This window comes from Stenotrophomonas sp. 364 (assembly GCF_009832905.1).
GTDB lineage: Bacteria > Pseudomonadota > Gammaproteobacteria > Xanthomonadales > Xanthomonadaceae > Stenotrophomonas > Stenotrophomonas maltophilia_AP.
The window spans coordinates 3,904,047-3,918,603 of record NZ_CP047135.1; the positions used below are offsets into that span (position 1 = coordinate 3,904,047).

A 14,557-nucleotide genomic window follows, 5' to 3' on the forward strand; every position below is an offset into this window, starting at 1 on the left:
CGTGCAGGGTGCGTTTTGCTCACGCGCCCGGCGCAACATCGACAACGAACGGCACCGTTCGGATTTCACCGTCGGCCATGAACTGGATCCAGAGCGCATAGCGACCCGCGTGAGGCGGCGTTGCGTGCAACATCATCTGTGCGCTGACCGCGCCCGCCGGGTCATGCGCCGAGCCGTGGGAACCGTGCGCGGCGTTGGCTGCACCCGCCGGCATCGCATGCGCGTGGACATACGCCAGGTCATCGGTGCCCACGAACACCGCGTGCGCCGCCACGCCAAAGCTCGGCGCTGACCCGTTCGGCCGTTCCCGAAAGCGCAAATGCACCTTTCAAGGTTGCATCGGATGCCGAGGCTGGCAATGCCGCCGTACCGAGCGCAGCCACGCCGAAGGTGAGAAGCTGTTTCATGAACATGGGACGTTTCTCCGTAGGTAGGAACTTACCGGCCTGCCAGCGGCTGGTGGGGATATCCAGCCTCTGCGAGGACGGCGAGGAAGGCTGCTTCATCCAGCGCCGTTTCTACCCGCACCTGTCGCGCCGGGGTGTCGGTTTCGATCTGCGCCAGGGGGTCGACGCTCAGCAAGGCGTCTTTCACCGGCCTGGCGCAGGAACCGCACGTCATGTTTGGAATGTGGAACTGAAGCATGTTGATCTCCTGATTGAATTGAGTGGTGCGCTGGCTACGTTGGGCGTTGACAGCGTGGCAATGTCAATCAACAGGCGTGGATATCGGTCTGTCCCTCGGGTTGCGTTCACATTCTCGACGCCACAGGCACGCAACAACGCGCACATGCAGGTCCCACAACCGCGACTCGGCATGGATCACGTCACTGCGATGTCGCGTCGCCTTACGTCGTGCTTGCCGTGGCGTTGCGCACGGGCGATGAGGCAGGCGTATCCATGCCGAAGCCGGGCGTCTTGCGCGCCGCGGTGAGCCGGCTGGCGCGCTGGAGGGTCATGGCCGATTCGGCCAGCATGCCCTGCGTCGAAGGCAAGCAGCTCGGCCCGATGGCGACAAGCTGGATACGTTTCATGTCGTGTGTGAGGGTGTCGATTGCCTGCACCTGATCTTGACGTATCGGGTCATGGTCGTTCAGGCAGTGCCGGTCAGGCCGAGCGCCACGGTCAACAGCGGCTTCTGCGTCAGAAACGTGCCGTAGAAGACCGAATCACCCACCACTGTGATCGGCGCGACGCGCACGCCCGTGCGTGCCTTGGCCTCCTCCATGACCTCGCGGATGGACAGATCGCGCTCGTCGAAGATGATCCCCTCACGATCGAGCCAGGTCTTCAGCGCATGGCAGTCGGGGCATGCGGGCGTCGTGTAAAGAATGACAGGCGGTTGGGATGTGATGACCATGGCGGCCTCCTTCAGGCGGGTCTGGCGTCCGGGCGACAACTGCGCGTGCCCGGCATCAATGGCCGTTCACCGGGCTCGATGCGGTGGCCTCGATGCTCATCGGCGCGCGGAAGCGCTTGAGCCGCAGCGCGTTGCCCAGCACGAAGATGCTGGAGAGCGCCATTGCCGCAGCGGCAAAGATCGGCGACAGCAGCATGCCGTTGAGGGGATACAGCGCACCGGCCGCCACCGGAATCAGCACGGCGTTGTAGGCGAACGCCCAGAAGAGGTTCTGCTTGATGTTGCGGATGGTCGCCTGGCTCAGTGCAATCGCGTTGGTCACCCCGCGCAGGTCGCCAGACATCAGCACCACGTCGGCCGCCTCGATGGCTACGTCGGTACCGGTACCGATGGCCAGGCCAACATCCGCTTCGGCAAGCGCCGGTGCATCGTTGATGCCATCGCCGACGAAGGCCACCCGCGCGCCGTTGGCGCGGAACGTCTTGAGCGCGGCCACCTTGCCATCAGGCAGGACTTCGGCGGCCACTTCATCGATGCCCAGCTGCCGCGCGATGGCTGCCGCGGTGGCGGCGTTGTCGCCGGTGATCATGGCCACCTTCAGGCCCAGCGCGTGCAGCGCGCGGATCGCCTCCGGGGTGGTGTCCTTGATCGGGTCGGCCACCGCGATCACCGCGGCCAGGCGGCCATCGATGGCCGCATACAACGGGCTCTTGCCCTCTTCACCCAGCCGCTGCGCCGTCGGCAGGAACGTGCTGACATCGAGACCCAGCCGGGTCATGAAGCGGTCGGCACCCACCGCAACCGTTCGGCCGGACACCGTCGCGGTCACACCGTACCCCGGCGTTGCCTCGAAGCCGTCAACAGGCGCCAACGTCAGCTCACGCTGTCCAGCGGCGGCGACGATCGCTTCGGCGATCGGGTGTTCCGAACGGGTTTCCACCGCCGCCACGAGCGCCAGCACGTGGTCATACGCAAAGCCGTCGGCCGGCACCAGGTCGGTCAGTTCGGGGCGACCCTTGGTGAGCGTGCCGGTCTTGTCCAGCGCAACCACGCTGACGTCACGCAGTGCCTGCAGTGCTTCGCCCTTGCGGAACAGCACTCCCAGCTCCGCCGCGCGGCCGGTGCCCACCATGATCGAGGTGGGCGTGGCCAGCCCCATCGCGCACGGGCAGGCGATGATCAACACGGCCACTGCATTGACCAACGCAAACGTGAGCGCCGGCGAGGGGCCGAACACCAGCCAGACCAGGAACGTCAGCACGGCCGCGGCCATCACCGCCGGCACGAACCACATGGTGACCTTGTCGACCATCGCCTGGATCGGCAGCTTGGAGCCCTGCGCCTCTTCCACCAGGCGGATGATCTGCGCCAGCACCGTGTTGGCGCCCACCTGGGTGACACGGAAACTGAAGGCGCCGGTCTTGTTGAGGGTGCCGCCGACGACATCGGCGCCCACCCCCTTGGACACCGGCACCGGTTCGCCGGTGATCATGCTCTCATCGACATACGAGGCGCCCTCGACGACCTGGCCATCGACCGGAACCTTTTCACCCGGGCGCACGAGCACCACATCGCCGGTGGTCACCTGCTCCAGCGGGATCTCCACGGTGGCGCCGTTGCGCTCTACCCGTGCGGTCTTGGCTTGCAGGCCCACCAGCCGCTTGATCGCCTGCGAGGTGCGCCCCTTGGCCCGGGCTTCCAGCATGCGCCCCAGCAGGATCAGGGTAACGATCACCACGGCCGCTTCGAAATAGACGTTCGCCGTTCCCTGCGGCAGCACGCCGGGCGCGAAGGTGGCCACCACCGAATAGCCATACGCTGCCGCCGTGCCGACCGACACCAGCGAGTTCATGTCCGGGCCACCCCGCAGCAGTGCCGGAACGCCCTTGCGGAAGAAGCGCAGCCCGGGCCCGAACAGGACCAGCGTGGCCAGCGCGAACTGGATGTACCCGCTGGTCTGCAGGCCCAGCGTGTGCACTACCCAGTGATGCATGGACGGCACCAGGTGCGAGCCCATCTCAAGGATGAACACCGGCAGGGTGAGCGCTGCGGCGATCAGCAGGGAGCGCTGCAGTTCGCGCCCTTCGGCCTCGCGGCGTTCGGCGTCCTGGTCGCCCGCGCCGCCAGCTGCTGCCGCCACCCGGCGCGAGGTGTACCCGGCCTTTTCAATGGCTGCTTCCAGATCGGCGATGGTGACCACGCCCGCCAGATGCCGCACGCGGGCACGCTCGGTGGCCAGGTTCACACTCGCCTCGATGACGCCCGGCACCTGCCGGAGGCCCTTCTCCACCCGACCCACGCAGGATGCGCAGGTCATGTCCTGGATCGCCAGTTCGGTGGTTTCTTCGTGGACGGCGTAGCCTGCACGTTCGATTGCCTCGACAACCGCCTGCGGATCGGCCGCCCCGATGAAGGTGACGTCGGCACGCTCGGTGGCAAGGTTGACCGAGGTCGTTTTCACACCGGGGATGGCGCTGATGGCGCGTTCCACGCGCCCCACGCAGGAGGCACAGGTCATTCCGCTGACAGGCAGGCTGAGTCGCCCACCCTGCGGCTTGGACAGTCGGGTGTCGTTCTGGAGTGCGGTGGAAGCCATCGGGCTGCCCCTTGAAGAAGGTAGGGTGAGTAGAGCGTGGGGGTTCCAACGATGGGAAGGTCAAGACCGGGGCCTTGCACGGTGAAATGTCGGCGGGCAGGCGGATGCAGCACGTTTCAAACAATCGATTGAAACGCTCGTAACTTCGCCGAACTGGACACCATCAGCAGGTTCCGCCAGACTTCGCCCTTTCCCGCTTCGTGGCACCCATGGCGAAACTGCTGGTCCTGCATGGCCCCAACCTCAACCTGCTCGGCACACGCGAGCCGGGGGTGTATGGGCATACCACGCTGGCGCAGATCGACCAGGCCCTGCTGACCCAGGCGCAGGCCGCCGGGCACGCGGTGGAGAGCCTGCAGTCCAACGCCGAACACCTGCTGGTGGACCGCGTACAGGCCGCCCGTGACGACGGTACCGCCTTCATCCTGATCAACCCGGCCGCGTTCACCCACACCTCGGTGGCCCTGCGCGATGCGCTGGCCGCGGTGGACGTGCCCTTCATCGAAATCCACCTGTCCAACCCGCATGCGCGCGAGCCGTTCCGCCAGCACAGCTATTTCAGCGACAAGGCGGTGGGCGTGATCTGCGGCTTCGGTGCCGACAGCTACCGCTATGCGATGGATGCCGCCCTGACCCGCCTGCAGGGCGCGCGCGCCTGATGACGCTGCTGCGCGCCCTTGCCTGCGTGGCGTTGTCGGCCGGCCTGTGCGCCAGCGCCGCGGCGTTCGACCGACAGGACGAAGGCATCGACTGCGCCAAGCCGACCACCACGATGGAGAGCGACCTGTGCGCCTCGGACGTGGCCGCCGCTGCCGATGTGGAACTCAATGCCGTGTATGCGCAGGCGCGCCAGCAGCTGCGCTCCCCGGCCGACGGTGGTGCCTGCAGCTGGTGCCGCAACGCCGAGCAGCAGCTGGTGCTGGCGCAGCGTGCCTGGGTGCAACTGCGCGACCACGACTGCGACGCGGTCTACATGTTCAACTCCGACGGCACCGCGCGCAACGGTGCGCAGATGCGCTGCCTGACCACCCTCACGCGCGACCGCATCCGCCAGTTGCGCGATTTCTACGAATTGCTTTGACCCGAGCGCACCGCGCTTCCCACCACACTGACACCACGAGCCAAGAGGCCCCCATGGATCTCCGCAAAATCAAGAAGCTGATCGACCTGCTGGAAGAGTCGAACCTCGCCGAAATCGAAATCAAGGAAGGCGAAGAGTCCGTGCGCCTGTCGCGCGCCCCGGTCTCCGGCTACGGCATGATGCAGGCCGCTCCGCAGATGATGATGGCGCCCGCGCCCGCGCCGGCGCAGGCCGCGGCGGCCCCGGCGATGCCGATGCAGTCGCCCACCGAAGCCTCCACCGGCGGCACCGCCAAGGCCGGCAATGCCCTGCCCGACGGCCACGTGCTGCGCGCACCGATGGTCGGCACCTTCTATGCGTCGTCCTCGCCGGACAAGCCGGCCTTCGTATCGGTGGGCCAGGCCGTGAAGGCGGGCGAAACGCTGGCGATCATCGAAGCGATGAAGATGTTCAACCCGATCGAAGCCGATGTTTCCGGCACCATCGTCGCCATCCTGGGCGAAAACGGCCAGCCGGTCGAATTCGACCAGCCGCTGTTCGTGATCGGCTAAGGACTCGTCCATGCTCGACAAAGTCGTTATTGCCAACCGAGGGGAAATCGCGCTGCGCATCCTGCGCGCGTGCCACACCCTGGGCATCCGCACGGTGGCCGTGCATTCCACGGTCGACCGCAACCTCAAGCACGTGGCCATGGCCGACGAGTCGGTCTGCATTGGTCCGGCACCGTCGTCTGAGAGCTACCTCAACATCCCGGCGCTGATTGCCGCGGCGGAAGTCACCGACGCCCAGGCCATCCACCCGGGCTACGGCTTCCTGTCGGAGAACGCCGACTTCGCCGAGCGCGTGGAAGAGTCCGGTTTCATCTTCATCGGTCCCAAGGCCGACACCATCCGCCTGATGGGCGACAAGGTGGAAGCGATCCGCGCGATGAAGGCCGCCGGCGTGCCGTGCGTGCCCGGCTCGGGCGGCCCGCTCACCGACGACATCGTGGCCAACACCAAGATTGCCCGTGAGATCGGTTACCCGGTCATCATCAAGGCATCCGGTGGCGGCGGCGGTCGCGGCATGCGCGTGGTGCATGCCGAGGCGTCGTTGAAGGCAGCCATCGAAACCACCAAGTCCGAAGCGAAGGCAGCCTTCAGCAACGACCAGGTGTACATGGAGAAGTTCCTGGAGAATCCGCGCCATGTGGAGATCCAGGTGCTGGCCGACGGCCAGGGCAACGCCATCCACCTGGGTGAGCGCGACTGCTCGATGCAACGCCGCCACCAGAAGGTGGTGGAAGAAGCACCTGCACCGGGCATCACCGACGAAATGCGCGAGCAGATCGGCAAGGTATGCGTGGAAGCCTGCATCCGCATCGGCTACCGCGGCGCGGGTACCTTCGAGTTCCTGTTTGAAGACGGCCGGTTCTACTTCATCGAAATGAACACCCGTGTGCAGGTGGAACATCCGGTGACGGAGATGGTGACCGGCATCGACCTGGTCTGCGAACAGCTGCGCATCGCCGCCGGCCAGAAGCTGACCATCAAGCAGAGCGACGTGGTGCTGACCGGCCACGCGATCGAATGCCGCATCAATGCCGAAGACGCGGAAACCTTCGTACCGAGTCCGGGCCAGATCACCGCCTTCCATCCGCCGGGTGGCCCCGGTGTGCGCGTGGATACCCACATCTACAGTGGATACCGCGTGCCGCCGAACTACGACTCGATGATCGGCAAGCTGATCGTGCACGGCCCGGACCGCGAAACCGCGATCGCGCGCATGCGCGTGGCGCTGAGCGAGATGGTGGTCGATGGCATCAAGACCAACGTGGCGCTGCAGCAGCGGATCATGCGTGACAAGGGCTTCCAGGCCGGTGGGCAGAACATCCACTACCTGGAAAAGCGCCTGGCCGAACGCAAGAACAAGTCGATTGCGTTGACCTGATCGCGCGGTAGTGCGTTACAGCAGAAAGGCGGGGCATATGCCCCGCCTTTTTGTTTGCCCGGCATGTGGTTTGCGTGGGGCGGTACGCCTTGCCTCAACGCAGCAGCGCGATGAGCAGCAGGATCGGGATCGGAATGCCCAGGAACCACAGCAGCAGGTATCTCATGGTGAATCCTCCTCGTTGAGCGGTGGGTTACAGGTCGCGGCGGCGGCCGCCCCAGGTGGCGAACAGGCTGGCGCTGAAGGCACCGATGAGCAGCGTGATGAACAGCCACAGCGCCGCGTAGGCGGTCGCCTTGCGGGCATCGTCAGCCGCCTGCTTGGCGTCGTTCTTGGCCTTCTCCAGCGAGGCGCGCAGGCGGGTCTGCATGTCGGTCACGCGGGCCTGTGCCTCGGCCTGGCTCATGCCGGTCTGGTTGGCCACCAGTTGCGCCAGGTACTGGGTATCGGCCGGATCCATGGCATCGCCCTTCAGGCTGTTGACCACGATGCGGTTGACCTCGCCACGGATGTCACCCCGACCCGGACCCGGACCCGGGCCGCGTTCGGCACCCGGCATCGGGCGCGGCGGCGGCACAGCGGTACCAGCCTGCGGCGACGGCATCGGCGGTGCAGCACCGGCAACCGGTGCCGGCGGTGGGCCCATCGGTGCAGCCGGTGCGGCCGGTGCATTCGGATTGGCGCGGAACAGGCCATCCACCCAGTACTGCAGGTCGCCGTTGTCACCGCCCATGGCAGCCGGACCGGCAGCGGCGGCCACGCCACCGGCGGTGGTAGCAGCCGCCCCTGCGGTGGCACCGGCCACCTTGGCACCGGCGCCCAGCACGCCACCGATCGCGGTGGTGAGCAGACCGGCGGTCAGCAGGGTGGCCACCGACCACGACAGGAAGCCGTGCGCGGTATCGCGGAAGTAGGTTTCATCACCGTGCAGGTTGCTCCACTTGTTGCGTAACCGGCCCGCGAGATAGCCGCCGAGACCGGAGGCGGCAATGGCAGTGAAGGTCAGCCAGGCAATGCTGGACCAACCGAACGCCTCGGCCGACACACCTTCATAGGCCCACGGCGATACCGATGACAGCCCCAGGCCGACGCCCAGGATCAACAGCACCAGCGACAGCGCGGCGGCCGCAGCGGCGCCGGCAAAGATCGCCCCCCAGGACGTGGCGCTGTCGTGCGGCACAACGGGGGGTGGGGTGACCACTGCAACCGTCGCGGTGGCGTGTGGTTCGGATGCGGCGTAATCGCCTCGGGTATTCATTCGACAGGGTCTCCGGCACGTGCGCTGCGGATGCAGCCAACACCCGCAGGCTGCGCGTCACACCGTGAACTGCCCGAGATCCGTAAGCGAAGGCGGCGTGGACAGCATCACAACGCGCCAGTCACATCGGTCGTATGCGTGCGACGCCCCGCGACCGTCATGCGCTGCCGCAGACATCCTGCATGAAGGCAGCAACCGCCTCCGCCGCCGCTTCCGGACGGGCCTGCAGCATCAGATGGGGACCGTCCATCCACCGGGTGGCCTGCGCGGGCAGCAGCGCCGACAGGTGACGCTGGCAGCGCCCGGGCAACAAGCGATCCTGTGCCGCATGCAGGCATAGCGCGGGCAGCTTCACCGCGTCTGCGCTTACGGCGACATCGACGCCGAGCGCGGCAATCGCGCGGCCGCGCAGCACATCGGCGTCGACACTGGCGAGGGCATCTTGCAGCGCATCGCGCAAGGCGAGCGTGCTCCAGCGGCCAAGCAGCAACCACGACAACGCGGGCATCGGCAGCGCACGCACCGGTGCCCAGTACAACAGCGACTGCAGGCGACGCCATGCCGGCCAGGGCGAACGCGCGAACGTGGTGGAGAGGATCACACCCCGCAGACCGGGCGGCGGTGAAGCGGCGATGGACAACGCCAGCGGCCCCGAGAACGATTCGCCCAACAGCAGGTAGTCGCCCTCGGTGGGCAACGCCTGCTGCACGAAGCGGGCGAGCGCGGCGTAGTCCAGCCTGCGATCGACCGGGTAGGCGATCACCGTGACCCCCACCCCAAGCCGCCGCATCGCGGCGGAGAACGCGGCATGCTGGCGGCCGGTCGCATCCAGGCCCGGCAGCAGCACCAGCCGCAGCGGGCGCGTGGCCAGCACGCCCCCTTCGGCATGCGGCATCAACGCGGCGCGTTGGCTGCGGTCACCTGGGTGTTCTTCAGCGGTGCCACGCCCAGCGACGAGGTCGGGTCGACGATCACCATGGTTTCGGTGGAACCATCGGGCCACACCACCTGGAAGGTGCTGCCGGCCGGCAACGACGAGAACGGCATGCCGCTCTGCGCGCGGTAGACCGCGGCCACCTGGCTGGCGCCGGCGCGGCGCGTGTCTTCCGGTGCCTTGACCGAGGTCAGCTGCACCTTGGACAGGCTGCGGTATCGATCTTCATACGTATCGATCATCACCAGGCCCACGGCGCCGGCCGAATAGGCCACGAACAACACCACCCAGAACCAGAACTTGGCACCGTGCAGGAATCGACGGTAATTCATCGCCCTTTCCTCTTCTTGATCAGTTCTTCAACCAACGTCTTCATTTTCCCCGCACCTTGCCGCGAAACCGCGGCGTCATAGACGAAGGTGGCAAAATCCTGCCCACCGTCCTGCGAACAGATCCCACCGTTCGCGCAGAAATTGTTCATCAACACACTGTCCGGGCCGCACGCCATGCCCAGCTCGCAGGCTCCCAGGCGCCAGGCCAGTTCGCTGTACTGGTCCCCGGCCACCAGGCCGTTGAGCGCGCTGTCGCCACTGGCGCGCTGGCCCATGGCCGGTGCCAGCGCCATGAAGGCTTCCGGATCGCGCGACTCTCTCACCCGCTCGACCAGCCCGCGGCGGTAGTCGGGGCTGTTCTGCAGCGGCTGGCCGTCGGCAAACAGCGCGGCCTCGGCGGCCAGGTTGCCGGCCGTGGCCGCCTGGACGCGCTGGGTCAGGATCAACTGCCGGCCCAGGCCGTCGCTGGCCACGAAGCCGCCGCAGCGCCGCGCAACCCGTTCGCGGGCCTGCACCATGGCCGGCGAGGCCGTCATGCCCAGCCCGGTCAGCAGCGCGTTGTCCAGCTGGTAACCGCCCGGGTCCATGGCGTAGATGGCGCAGTAGTCGTATACGCGACTGATCATCCACGACGCTTCGGCATTGCCGTTGGCCGCCTGCAGCTGCAGGCGCTGGGCATAGGCGAACAGGTCGGTGTCGCCTTCGATATCGGCGCGGATGTCCAGCGGCAACCCGGACGCGATGGCGTTGCCGCGCTCGTTGGCCAACAGCTGGCGAGCCAGCTGCTGCGCCTGCATGGGCGCGGCAGCCACCAGTGCCACCGGCGTTTCGCCCACGCTGTCAGGCATGTCGTCGGCGTGCCGCACGTGGCCGCCCGCGCGATAGCCCACCACCCCCAGCAACGCCAGGGCCGGTACGACCAGCAACCAGGTTTTGAGGGTGGGCACGAGCGCCATGCGCAGGACCGGAGGTGCCCATGCGGGCAGCGGAAGGCCCAGTTTAGCAAGCCCTCCGGGAGCTGTCTGAACCGCATTCCGGTCGCATTCTCATGACCCAGAGAGACGACGGGACGCGGCGTGGCAGGCAGCAACCACCCACAATGGTCTAGCATTCACGGTTTTCCGCAGGTAACTCTTCCCATGCCGTTCCTGGAACTCACCCTCCGCTGCAGCGAATCCACCCAGCCCCGCTACGAAAATGCGCTGGACGATGTCGGCGCGCTGGCGGTGACCCTGCTCGACGCCGATGCCGATACCAGCAACGAGCGCGCCATCCTGGAACCGGGCGTGGGCGAGACCCCGCTGTGGAACGATCTGGTCCTCACCGCGCTGTTCGCGGCCGACACCAATGCGCTGGCGTTGCTGGCCGCGCTGGAGGCGTTCGACCCCGGCCTGGACTGGTCCGATGCCAGCTTCCGTGCGGTGGCCGACGAAGACTGGGAACGCGCGTGGCTGGACCAGTTCCAGCCGATGGCCTTCGGCGAGCGCACCTGGATCGTGCCGTGGAACCATGATCTGCCCGAGGCGGCGCAGGCCGACGATGCCGCCGTGATCCGCCTCGACCCGGGCCTGGCGTTCGGCTCGGGCACCCACCCCACCACCGCGCTGTGCCTGCGCTGGCTGGACGGCCTGGCCGCCGAGGGCGCGCTGGCGGGCCAGACCGTGCTCGATTTCGGCTGCGGTTCGGGCATCCTGGCGCTGGCCGCCTTGAAGCTGGGCGCGGCCCGTGCCGTGGGCGTGGACAATGATCCGCAGGCGGTGATCGCCACCGGCGACAACGCCGAGCGCAACGGCCTGCAGGATCGCCTGGCGGTCTACCTGCCGCAGGACGAACCGCCGGCCGCCTACCCGGTGGTCGTGGCCAACATCCTGGCCTCGGCCCTGGATGCACTGGCCGACGTGCTGGCCGCACGCGTGGCCCCCGGCGGGCGCATCGCGCTGTCGGGCATCCTGCATGGCCAGGAAGACGACCTGCTGGTGCGCTATGCGCCGTGGTTCGAGCAGCTGGAAACCGCCCAGGACGAAGACTGGATGCGCATCACCGGCGTGCGCCGCGCCTGAGTCGTCGTGAACGTGCTTGAATGGGCGCGACCCTGCCGCCCGGCCCCGAATCGATGACCGAGCCTACGCCCCCGCCCCCCCGCCGCCCGCTGGCCACCTTCCTGCGCGCGAGCCCGGACGACGCGCCGCGCGGGCAGCCGCTGCCGGACGACGACGCCCCAGCGGCGCACGACGCAGCGGACGATGCGCTGGCGCAGGCCTTGCCGCCGGACGGTTCGGTGTTTGATCCGCCACCGGGCGAACGCGATGATCCGGCCTACAACGCGGGCGACGCATCGCAACGGCAGCCGGCGCAGGCAATGGCCAGCGCCGACGATGACATCGCGCACGCCGCCCCCCGCGACCCGGTGACGCAGCACGATGCGTCCATCGATGACAGCGCCGGAGTGGAGCCGCCAGTGCCGCTGATCGGCGCCAGCGCCACGCTCGCACCCAGCTTCATGCGGCTGCGCGCCGCGCGCCTGCACACCCCGCGCTGGCAGTGGGGCGTACTGGCCGGGCTGGTGCTGTTGCTGGCGCTGCAGATCGCCGTGGCCGACCGTGCGCGGTTGGCGGCCGATGCCGGCAGCCGGCCCTGGATTGCCGGGCTGTGCAGCGTGCTGCGCTGCACGTTGCCTGCGTGGCAGGAGCCGGCGGCGTTCAGCATGATCAGCCGCGATGTACGTCCGGTGCCGGGCCAGCCCGGTGCACTGCAGGTGCAGGCCAGCTTCCGCAACGATGCGCGCTGGGCCCAGGCCTGGCCCGCGCTGCGGTTGTCGCTGTCCGATGCCGATGGCCGCGTGATCGGCACCGGGGTGTTTGCGCCGCACGATTACCTGGACCGTTCGCTTGACGCCACCAGCGTATTGGAACCTGGCCAAAGCGCACAGATTGCATTCCGCGTACGCGAGCCGGCCGCATCCACCGTCGCATTCACCTTCGAGTTCCAGTAGCCGTGCCTGGCGCGTCCAGCGTGGCAGCCTGCCCACGCACGCGCTAGACTGGCCCCCTACAATTCTCCGACCGGGGCTGCTGTCCGCCCCGGCATCTGCACCGGGAACCTCCTTGAACGCTGTCCTTTCTCGTCCTGACAATAGTCGTGGCGCGCCGAAGCCACCGCTGCGCGAACACGTGGCCCAATCGGTCCGACGCTACCTGCGCGACCTGGATGGCTGCGATGCCGACGATGTGTACGAGATCGTGCTGCGTGAAATGGAAATCCCGTTGTTCGTGGAAGTGCTCAACCACTGCGAAGGCAACCAGAGCCGCGCCGCGGCCATGCTGGGCATCCACCGCGCCACGCTGCGCAAGAAGTTGAAGGAATACGGCATCGCCACCTGATGCCGTGCATCGACCCACGGTCGATGCCTACCGGTTCGGGCAAACGGCGCTGGCCGTCACGCGCTCCAGAAGTACCGCACTAGGTGGAAGAACACCGGCGCGGCGAAGCACACCGAATCCAACCGGTCGAGCATGCCGCCGTGGCCCTCGATCATGTGGCCCCAGTCCTTGATGCCGCGATCGCGCTTGATCGCCGACATCACCAGGCCACCCCAGAAGCCCATCAGGTTGACCGCCAGCGACATGCCGAACGCCTGCCACGGCGTGAACGGGGTCAGCCACCACAGGGCCGCACCCAGCGCACTGGCCGACAACACGCCGCCGATGAAGCCCTCCACGGTCTTGGACGGCGACAGCTTCGGCGCGATCAAACGCTTGCCGATCAACTTGCCCCAGATGTACTGCAGTACGTCCGAGGACTGCACCACGATCACCAGGAACGCGAACAGCAGCAGGTTGCGTGCCGGCTCCACCCCGGCCAGCCTGAGGTTCAGCAGCGCCGGTACGTGTGAAATGCAGAACACGCAGATCATCAACCCCCACTGCACCTTGGACGTCCGCTCCAGGTAATCGGTGGTGTCGCCGCCGATGGTGGCGAGGATCGGCAGGAACAGGAACGCGTAGACCGGAATCAGCAGCGTGTACATGCCGTACCAGTCGGTCCACACCAGCCAGTACTGCCACGGCAACACCACGTAGAACGCGGCCAGCAACGCGTAGTAATCGCCAGCGCGGGTGGGCGTGAGCGTGATGAACTCGCGCAGCGCGAACAGCGACACCAGCGCGAACAGCAGCACCACGCCGGTGCGCCCGAAGAAGAACGCCAGCGCAACCACCGCGGCCATCACCCACCACGCGCGGATCCGCGAGACCAGGTTGGCCAGCACGCTGCTGGGCGCATGCCGCGCGCGCCAGCGCAGGGTTTCGGCGATCACCGTGGCCACCACCAGCACCCCGGCGATGCCGGCAAACAGCAGGCGCGTCTGCGCGTGCGTGGACAACTGCGCCACGTCGGTGGCCAGCGTCGACAGCCAGGCGGTCATGCGCGTTCCCTGCGCGGCTGCGGGTCCAGCGCCATCAGCGACAGCCGCGCACGCTCCAGGAAGCGGTCCTTGTCTTCATCGGCCTTCAACCGCAGCGGCTCGCCGAAGGTGGTGGTGCACAGCAGCGGCAGCGGCAGCCAGCGACCCTTGGGCATCACCCGCTTGAGGTTGTCGATCCACACCGGCACGAACTCCAGTTCCGGACGTTGCCGGGCCAGGTGGTAGATGCCGCTCTTGAACGGCAGCACGCCCTCGTCGGGATTGCGCGTGCCTTCCGGGAACAGGATCAGCGAGTTGCCTTCATCCACCGCCTGGCACAGGCAGGCGATCGGGTCTTCATGGCGCTTGGCCGCGTCGCGCTCGATCAGCACGCCGTTGAACACCGCGTGGATCAGGTAGCGGCGCAGGCCGTCGCGCTGCCAGTAGTCGGCCGCGGCCACCGGCCGCACCTGACGGCGCAGGGTGATCGGCAGCGCCGACCAGATCAGCACGAAATCCCCGTGGCTGGCGTGGTTGCCGTAGTACACGCGGTGGTCGCTGGACGGGGCGCAGCCCTGCCACAGCGCGCGCGCCCCGGTGAGCGCGCGGATGGCAAAGCTGCAGCCGCGCGCGATGAGGTCAGCAAGCATGGGCGGGCATCCGGGC

The 14,557-nt window shown here is 67.5% G+C and carries 19 protein-coding genes; 7 read left to right on the plus strand and 12 right to left on the minus strand.

Annotation, left to right across the window (positions count from 1 at the left end; all coding sequences use genetic code 11):
• Positions 1 to 19 precede the first annotated feature (19 nt).
• The 6 genes from GQ674_RS17550 to GQ674_RS17575 form a co-directional block, all read right to left on the minus strand.
• A complete protein-coding gene (locus GQ674_RS17550; RefSeq protein WP_159498098.1) occupies positions 20 to 253 on the minus strand; it encodes a hypothetical protein in 234 nt (77 codons plus the stop codon).
• Complete coding sequence (locus GQ674_RS17555) at positions 240 to 413, minus strand: hypothetical protein (protein WP_159498099.1); 174 nt, start codon at positions 411 to 413, stop codon at positions 240 to 242. The genes GQ674_RS17550 and GQ674_RS17555 overlap by 14 nt, the downstream gene beginning before the upstream one ends.
• A 25-nt stretch (positions 414 to 438) precedes the next feature.
• Positions 439 to 645: a heavy-metal-associated domain-containing protein gene (locus GQ674_RS17560; protein ID WP_159498100.1), complete on the minus strand. Its 207-nt coding sequence runs from the start codon at positions 643 to 645 to the stop codon at positions 439 to 441.
• A 202-nt stretch (positions 646 to 847) separates the two neighbouring features.
• Positions 848 to 1,033, minus strand: a complete 186-nt coding sequence (locus GQ674_RS17565) for a hypothetical protein (RefSeq protein ID WP_159498101.1) — start codon at positions 1,031 to 1,033, stop codon at positions 848 to 850.
• A gap of 59 nt (positions 1,034 to 1,092) precedes the next feature.
• Positions 1,093 to 1,359, minus strand: coding sequence for a glutaredoxin family protein (locus GQ674_RS17570; RefSeq protein ID WP_159498102.1), 267 nt, complete (start codon positions 1,357 to 1,359; stop codon positions 1,093 to 1,095).
• Positions 1,360 to 1,414: 55 nt separating this feature from the next.
• Positions 1,415 to 3,955 carry a heavy metal translocating P-type ATPase gene (locus GQ674_RS17575; protein ID WP_159498103.1) on the minus strand — a complete coding sequence of 847 codons (2,541 nt, stop codon included), beginning with the start codon at positions 3,953 to 3,955 and terminating at the stop codon, positions 1,415 to 1,417.
• Between the two features lie 209 nt (positions 3,956 to 4,164).
• Between GQ674_RS17575 and aroQ the strand changes: the two genes are divergently transcribed.
• Genes aroQ through accC form a run of 4 tightly spaced genes read left to right on the plus strand, consistent with a single transcriptional unit; the run spans position 4,165 to position 6,965 of the window.
• Complete coding sequence (gene aroQ, locus GQ674_RS17580; RefSeq protein ID WP_159498104.1) at positions 4,165 to 4,614, plus strand: type II 3-dehydroquinate dehydratase; 450 nt, start codon at positions 4,165 to 4,167, stop codon at positions 4,612 to 4,614.
• Positions 4,614 to 5,036, plus strand: coding sequence for a lysozyme inhibitor LprI family protein (locus GQ674_RS17585; protein ID WP_159498105.1), 423 nt, complete (start codon positions 4,614 to 4,616; stop codon positions 5,034 to 5,036). Before aroQ ends, GQ674_RS17585 begins: the two co-directional genes overlap by 1 nt.
• Before the next feature lie 53 nt (positions 5,037 to 5,089).
• Positions 5,090 to 5,587, plus strand: coding sequence for an acetyl-CoA carboxylase biotin carboxyl carrier protein (gene accB / locus GQ674_RS17590; RefSeq protein ID WP_159498106.1), 498 nt, complete (start codon positions 5,090 to 5,092; stop codon positions 5,585 to 5,587).
• A 10-nt stretch (positions 5,588 to 5,597) separates the two neighbouring features.
• Complete coding sequence (accC, locus tag GQ674_RS17595) at positions 5,598 to 6,965, plus strand: acetyl-CoA carboxylase biotin carboxylase subunit (protein ID WP_128096635.1); 1,368 nt, start codon at positions 5,598 to 5,600, stop codon at positions 6,963 to 6,965.
• Positions 6,966 to 7,158: 193 nt separating this feature from the next.
• On the opposite strand, the gene GQ674_RS17600 is transcribed toward accC, so the two are convergent.
• From GQ674_RS17600 to GQ674_RS17615, 4 genes are all read right to left on the minus strand, one after another.
• Entirely contained in the window at positions 7,159 to 8,223 is a 1,065-nt protein-coding gene (locus GQ674_RS17600) for a hypothetical protein (protein ID WP_159498107.1), read from the minus strand.
• Positions 8,224 to 8,380: 157 nt separating this feature from the next.
• On the minus strand, positions 8,381 to 9,118 hold the full coding sequence (locus GQ674_RS17605) for an alpha/beta hydrolase (RefSeq protein ID WP_159498108.1): 738 nt from the start codon (positions 9,116 to 9,118) through the stop codon (positions 8,381 to 8,383).
• On the minus strand, positions 9,118 to 9,489 hold the full coding sequence (locus tag GQ674_RS17610; protein WP_128096633.1) for a hypothetical protein: 372 nt from the start codon (positions 9,487 to 9,489) through the stop codon (positions 9,118 to 9,120). Before GQ674_RS17610 ends, GQ674_RS17605 begins: the two co-directional genes overlap by 1 nt.
• Positions 9,486 to 10,445, minus strand: a complete 960-nt coding sequence (locus GQ674_RS17615) for a hypothetical protein (protein WP_159498109.1) — start codon at positions 10,443 to 10,445, stop codon at positions 9,486 to 9,488. The genes GQ674_RS17610 and GQ674_RS17615 overlap by 4 nt, the downstream gene beginning before the upstream one ends.
• A gap of 183 nt (positions 10,446 to 10,628) precedes the next feature.
• On the opposite strand from GQ674_RS17615, the gene prmA reads away from it, so the two are divergent.
• The 3 genes from prmA to fis all read left to right on the plus strand — a co-directional run bounded on the left by prmA (position 10,629) and on the right by fis (position 12,869).
• The gene (gene prmA / locus GQ674_RS17620; RefSeq protein ID WP_159498110.1) at positions 10,629 to 11,549 is read left to right on the plus strand and encodes a 50S ribosomal protein L11 methyltransferase; all 921 of its coding nucleotides are present in this window, start codon (positions 10,629 to 10,631) and stop codon (positions 11,547 to 11,549) included.
• Positions 11,550 to 11,602: 53 nt separating this feature from the next.
• Positions 11,603 to 12,481, plus strand: a complete 879-nt coding sequence (locus GQ674_RS17625; protein WP_159499544.1) for a DUF3426 domain-containing protein — start codon at positions 11,603 to 11,605, stop codon at positions 12,479 to 12,481.
• A gap of 112 nt (positions 12,482 to 12,593) precedes the next feature.
• A complete protein-coding gene (gene fis / locus GQ674_RS17630) occupies positions 12,594 to 12,869 on the plus strand; it encodes a DNA-binding transcriptional regulator Fis (protein ID WP_038685853.1) in 276 nt (91 codons plus the stop codon).
• A gap of 56 nt (positions 12,870 to 12,925) precedes the next feature.
• Here fis and GQ674_RS17635 read toward each other — a convergent pair whose 3' ends face one another.
• A complete protein-coding gene (locus GQ674_RS17635; RefSeq protein WP_159498111.1) occupies positions 12,926 to 13,912 on the minus strand; it encodes a phosphatidate cytidylyltransferase in 987 nt (328 codons plus the stop codon).
• A complete protein-coding gene (locus tag GQ674_RS17640; RefSeq protein WP_159498112.1) occupies positions 13,909 to 14,541 on the minus strand; it encodes a lysophospholipid acyltransferase family protein in 633 nt (210 codons plus the stop codon). The genes GQ674_RS17635 and GQ674_RS17640 overlap by 4 nt, the downstream gene beginning before the upstream one ends.
• Positions 14,542 to 14,557 lie beyond the last annotated feature (16 nt).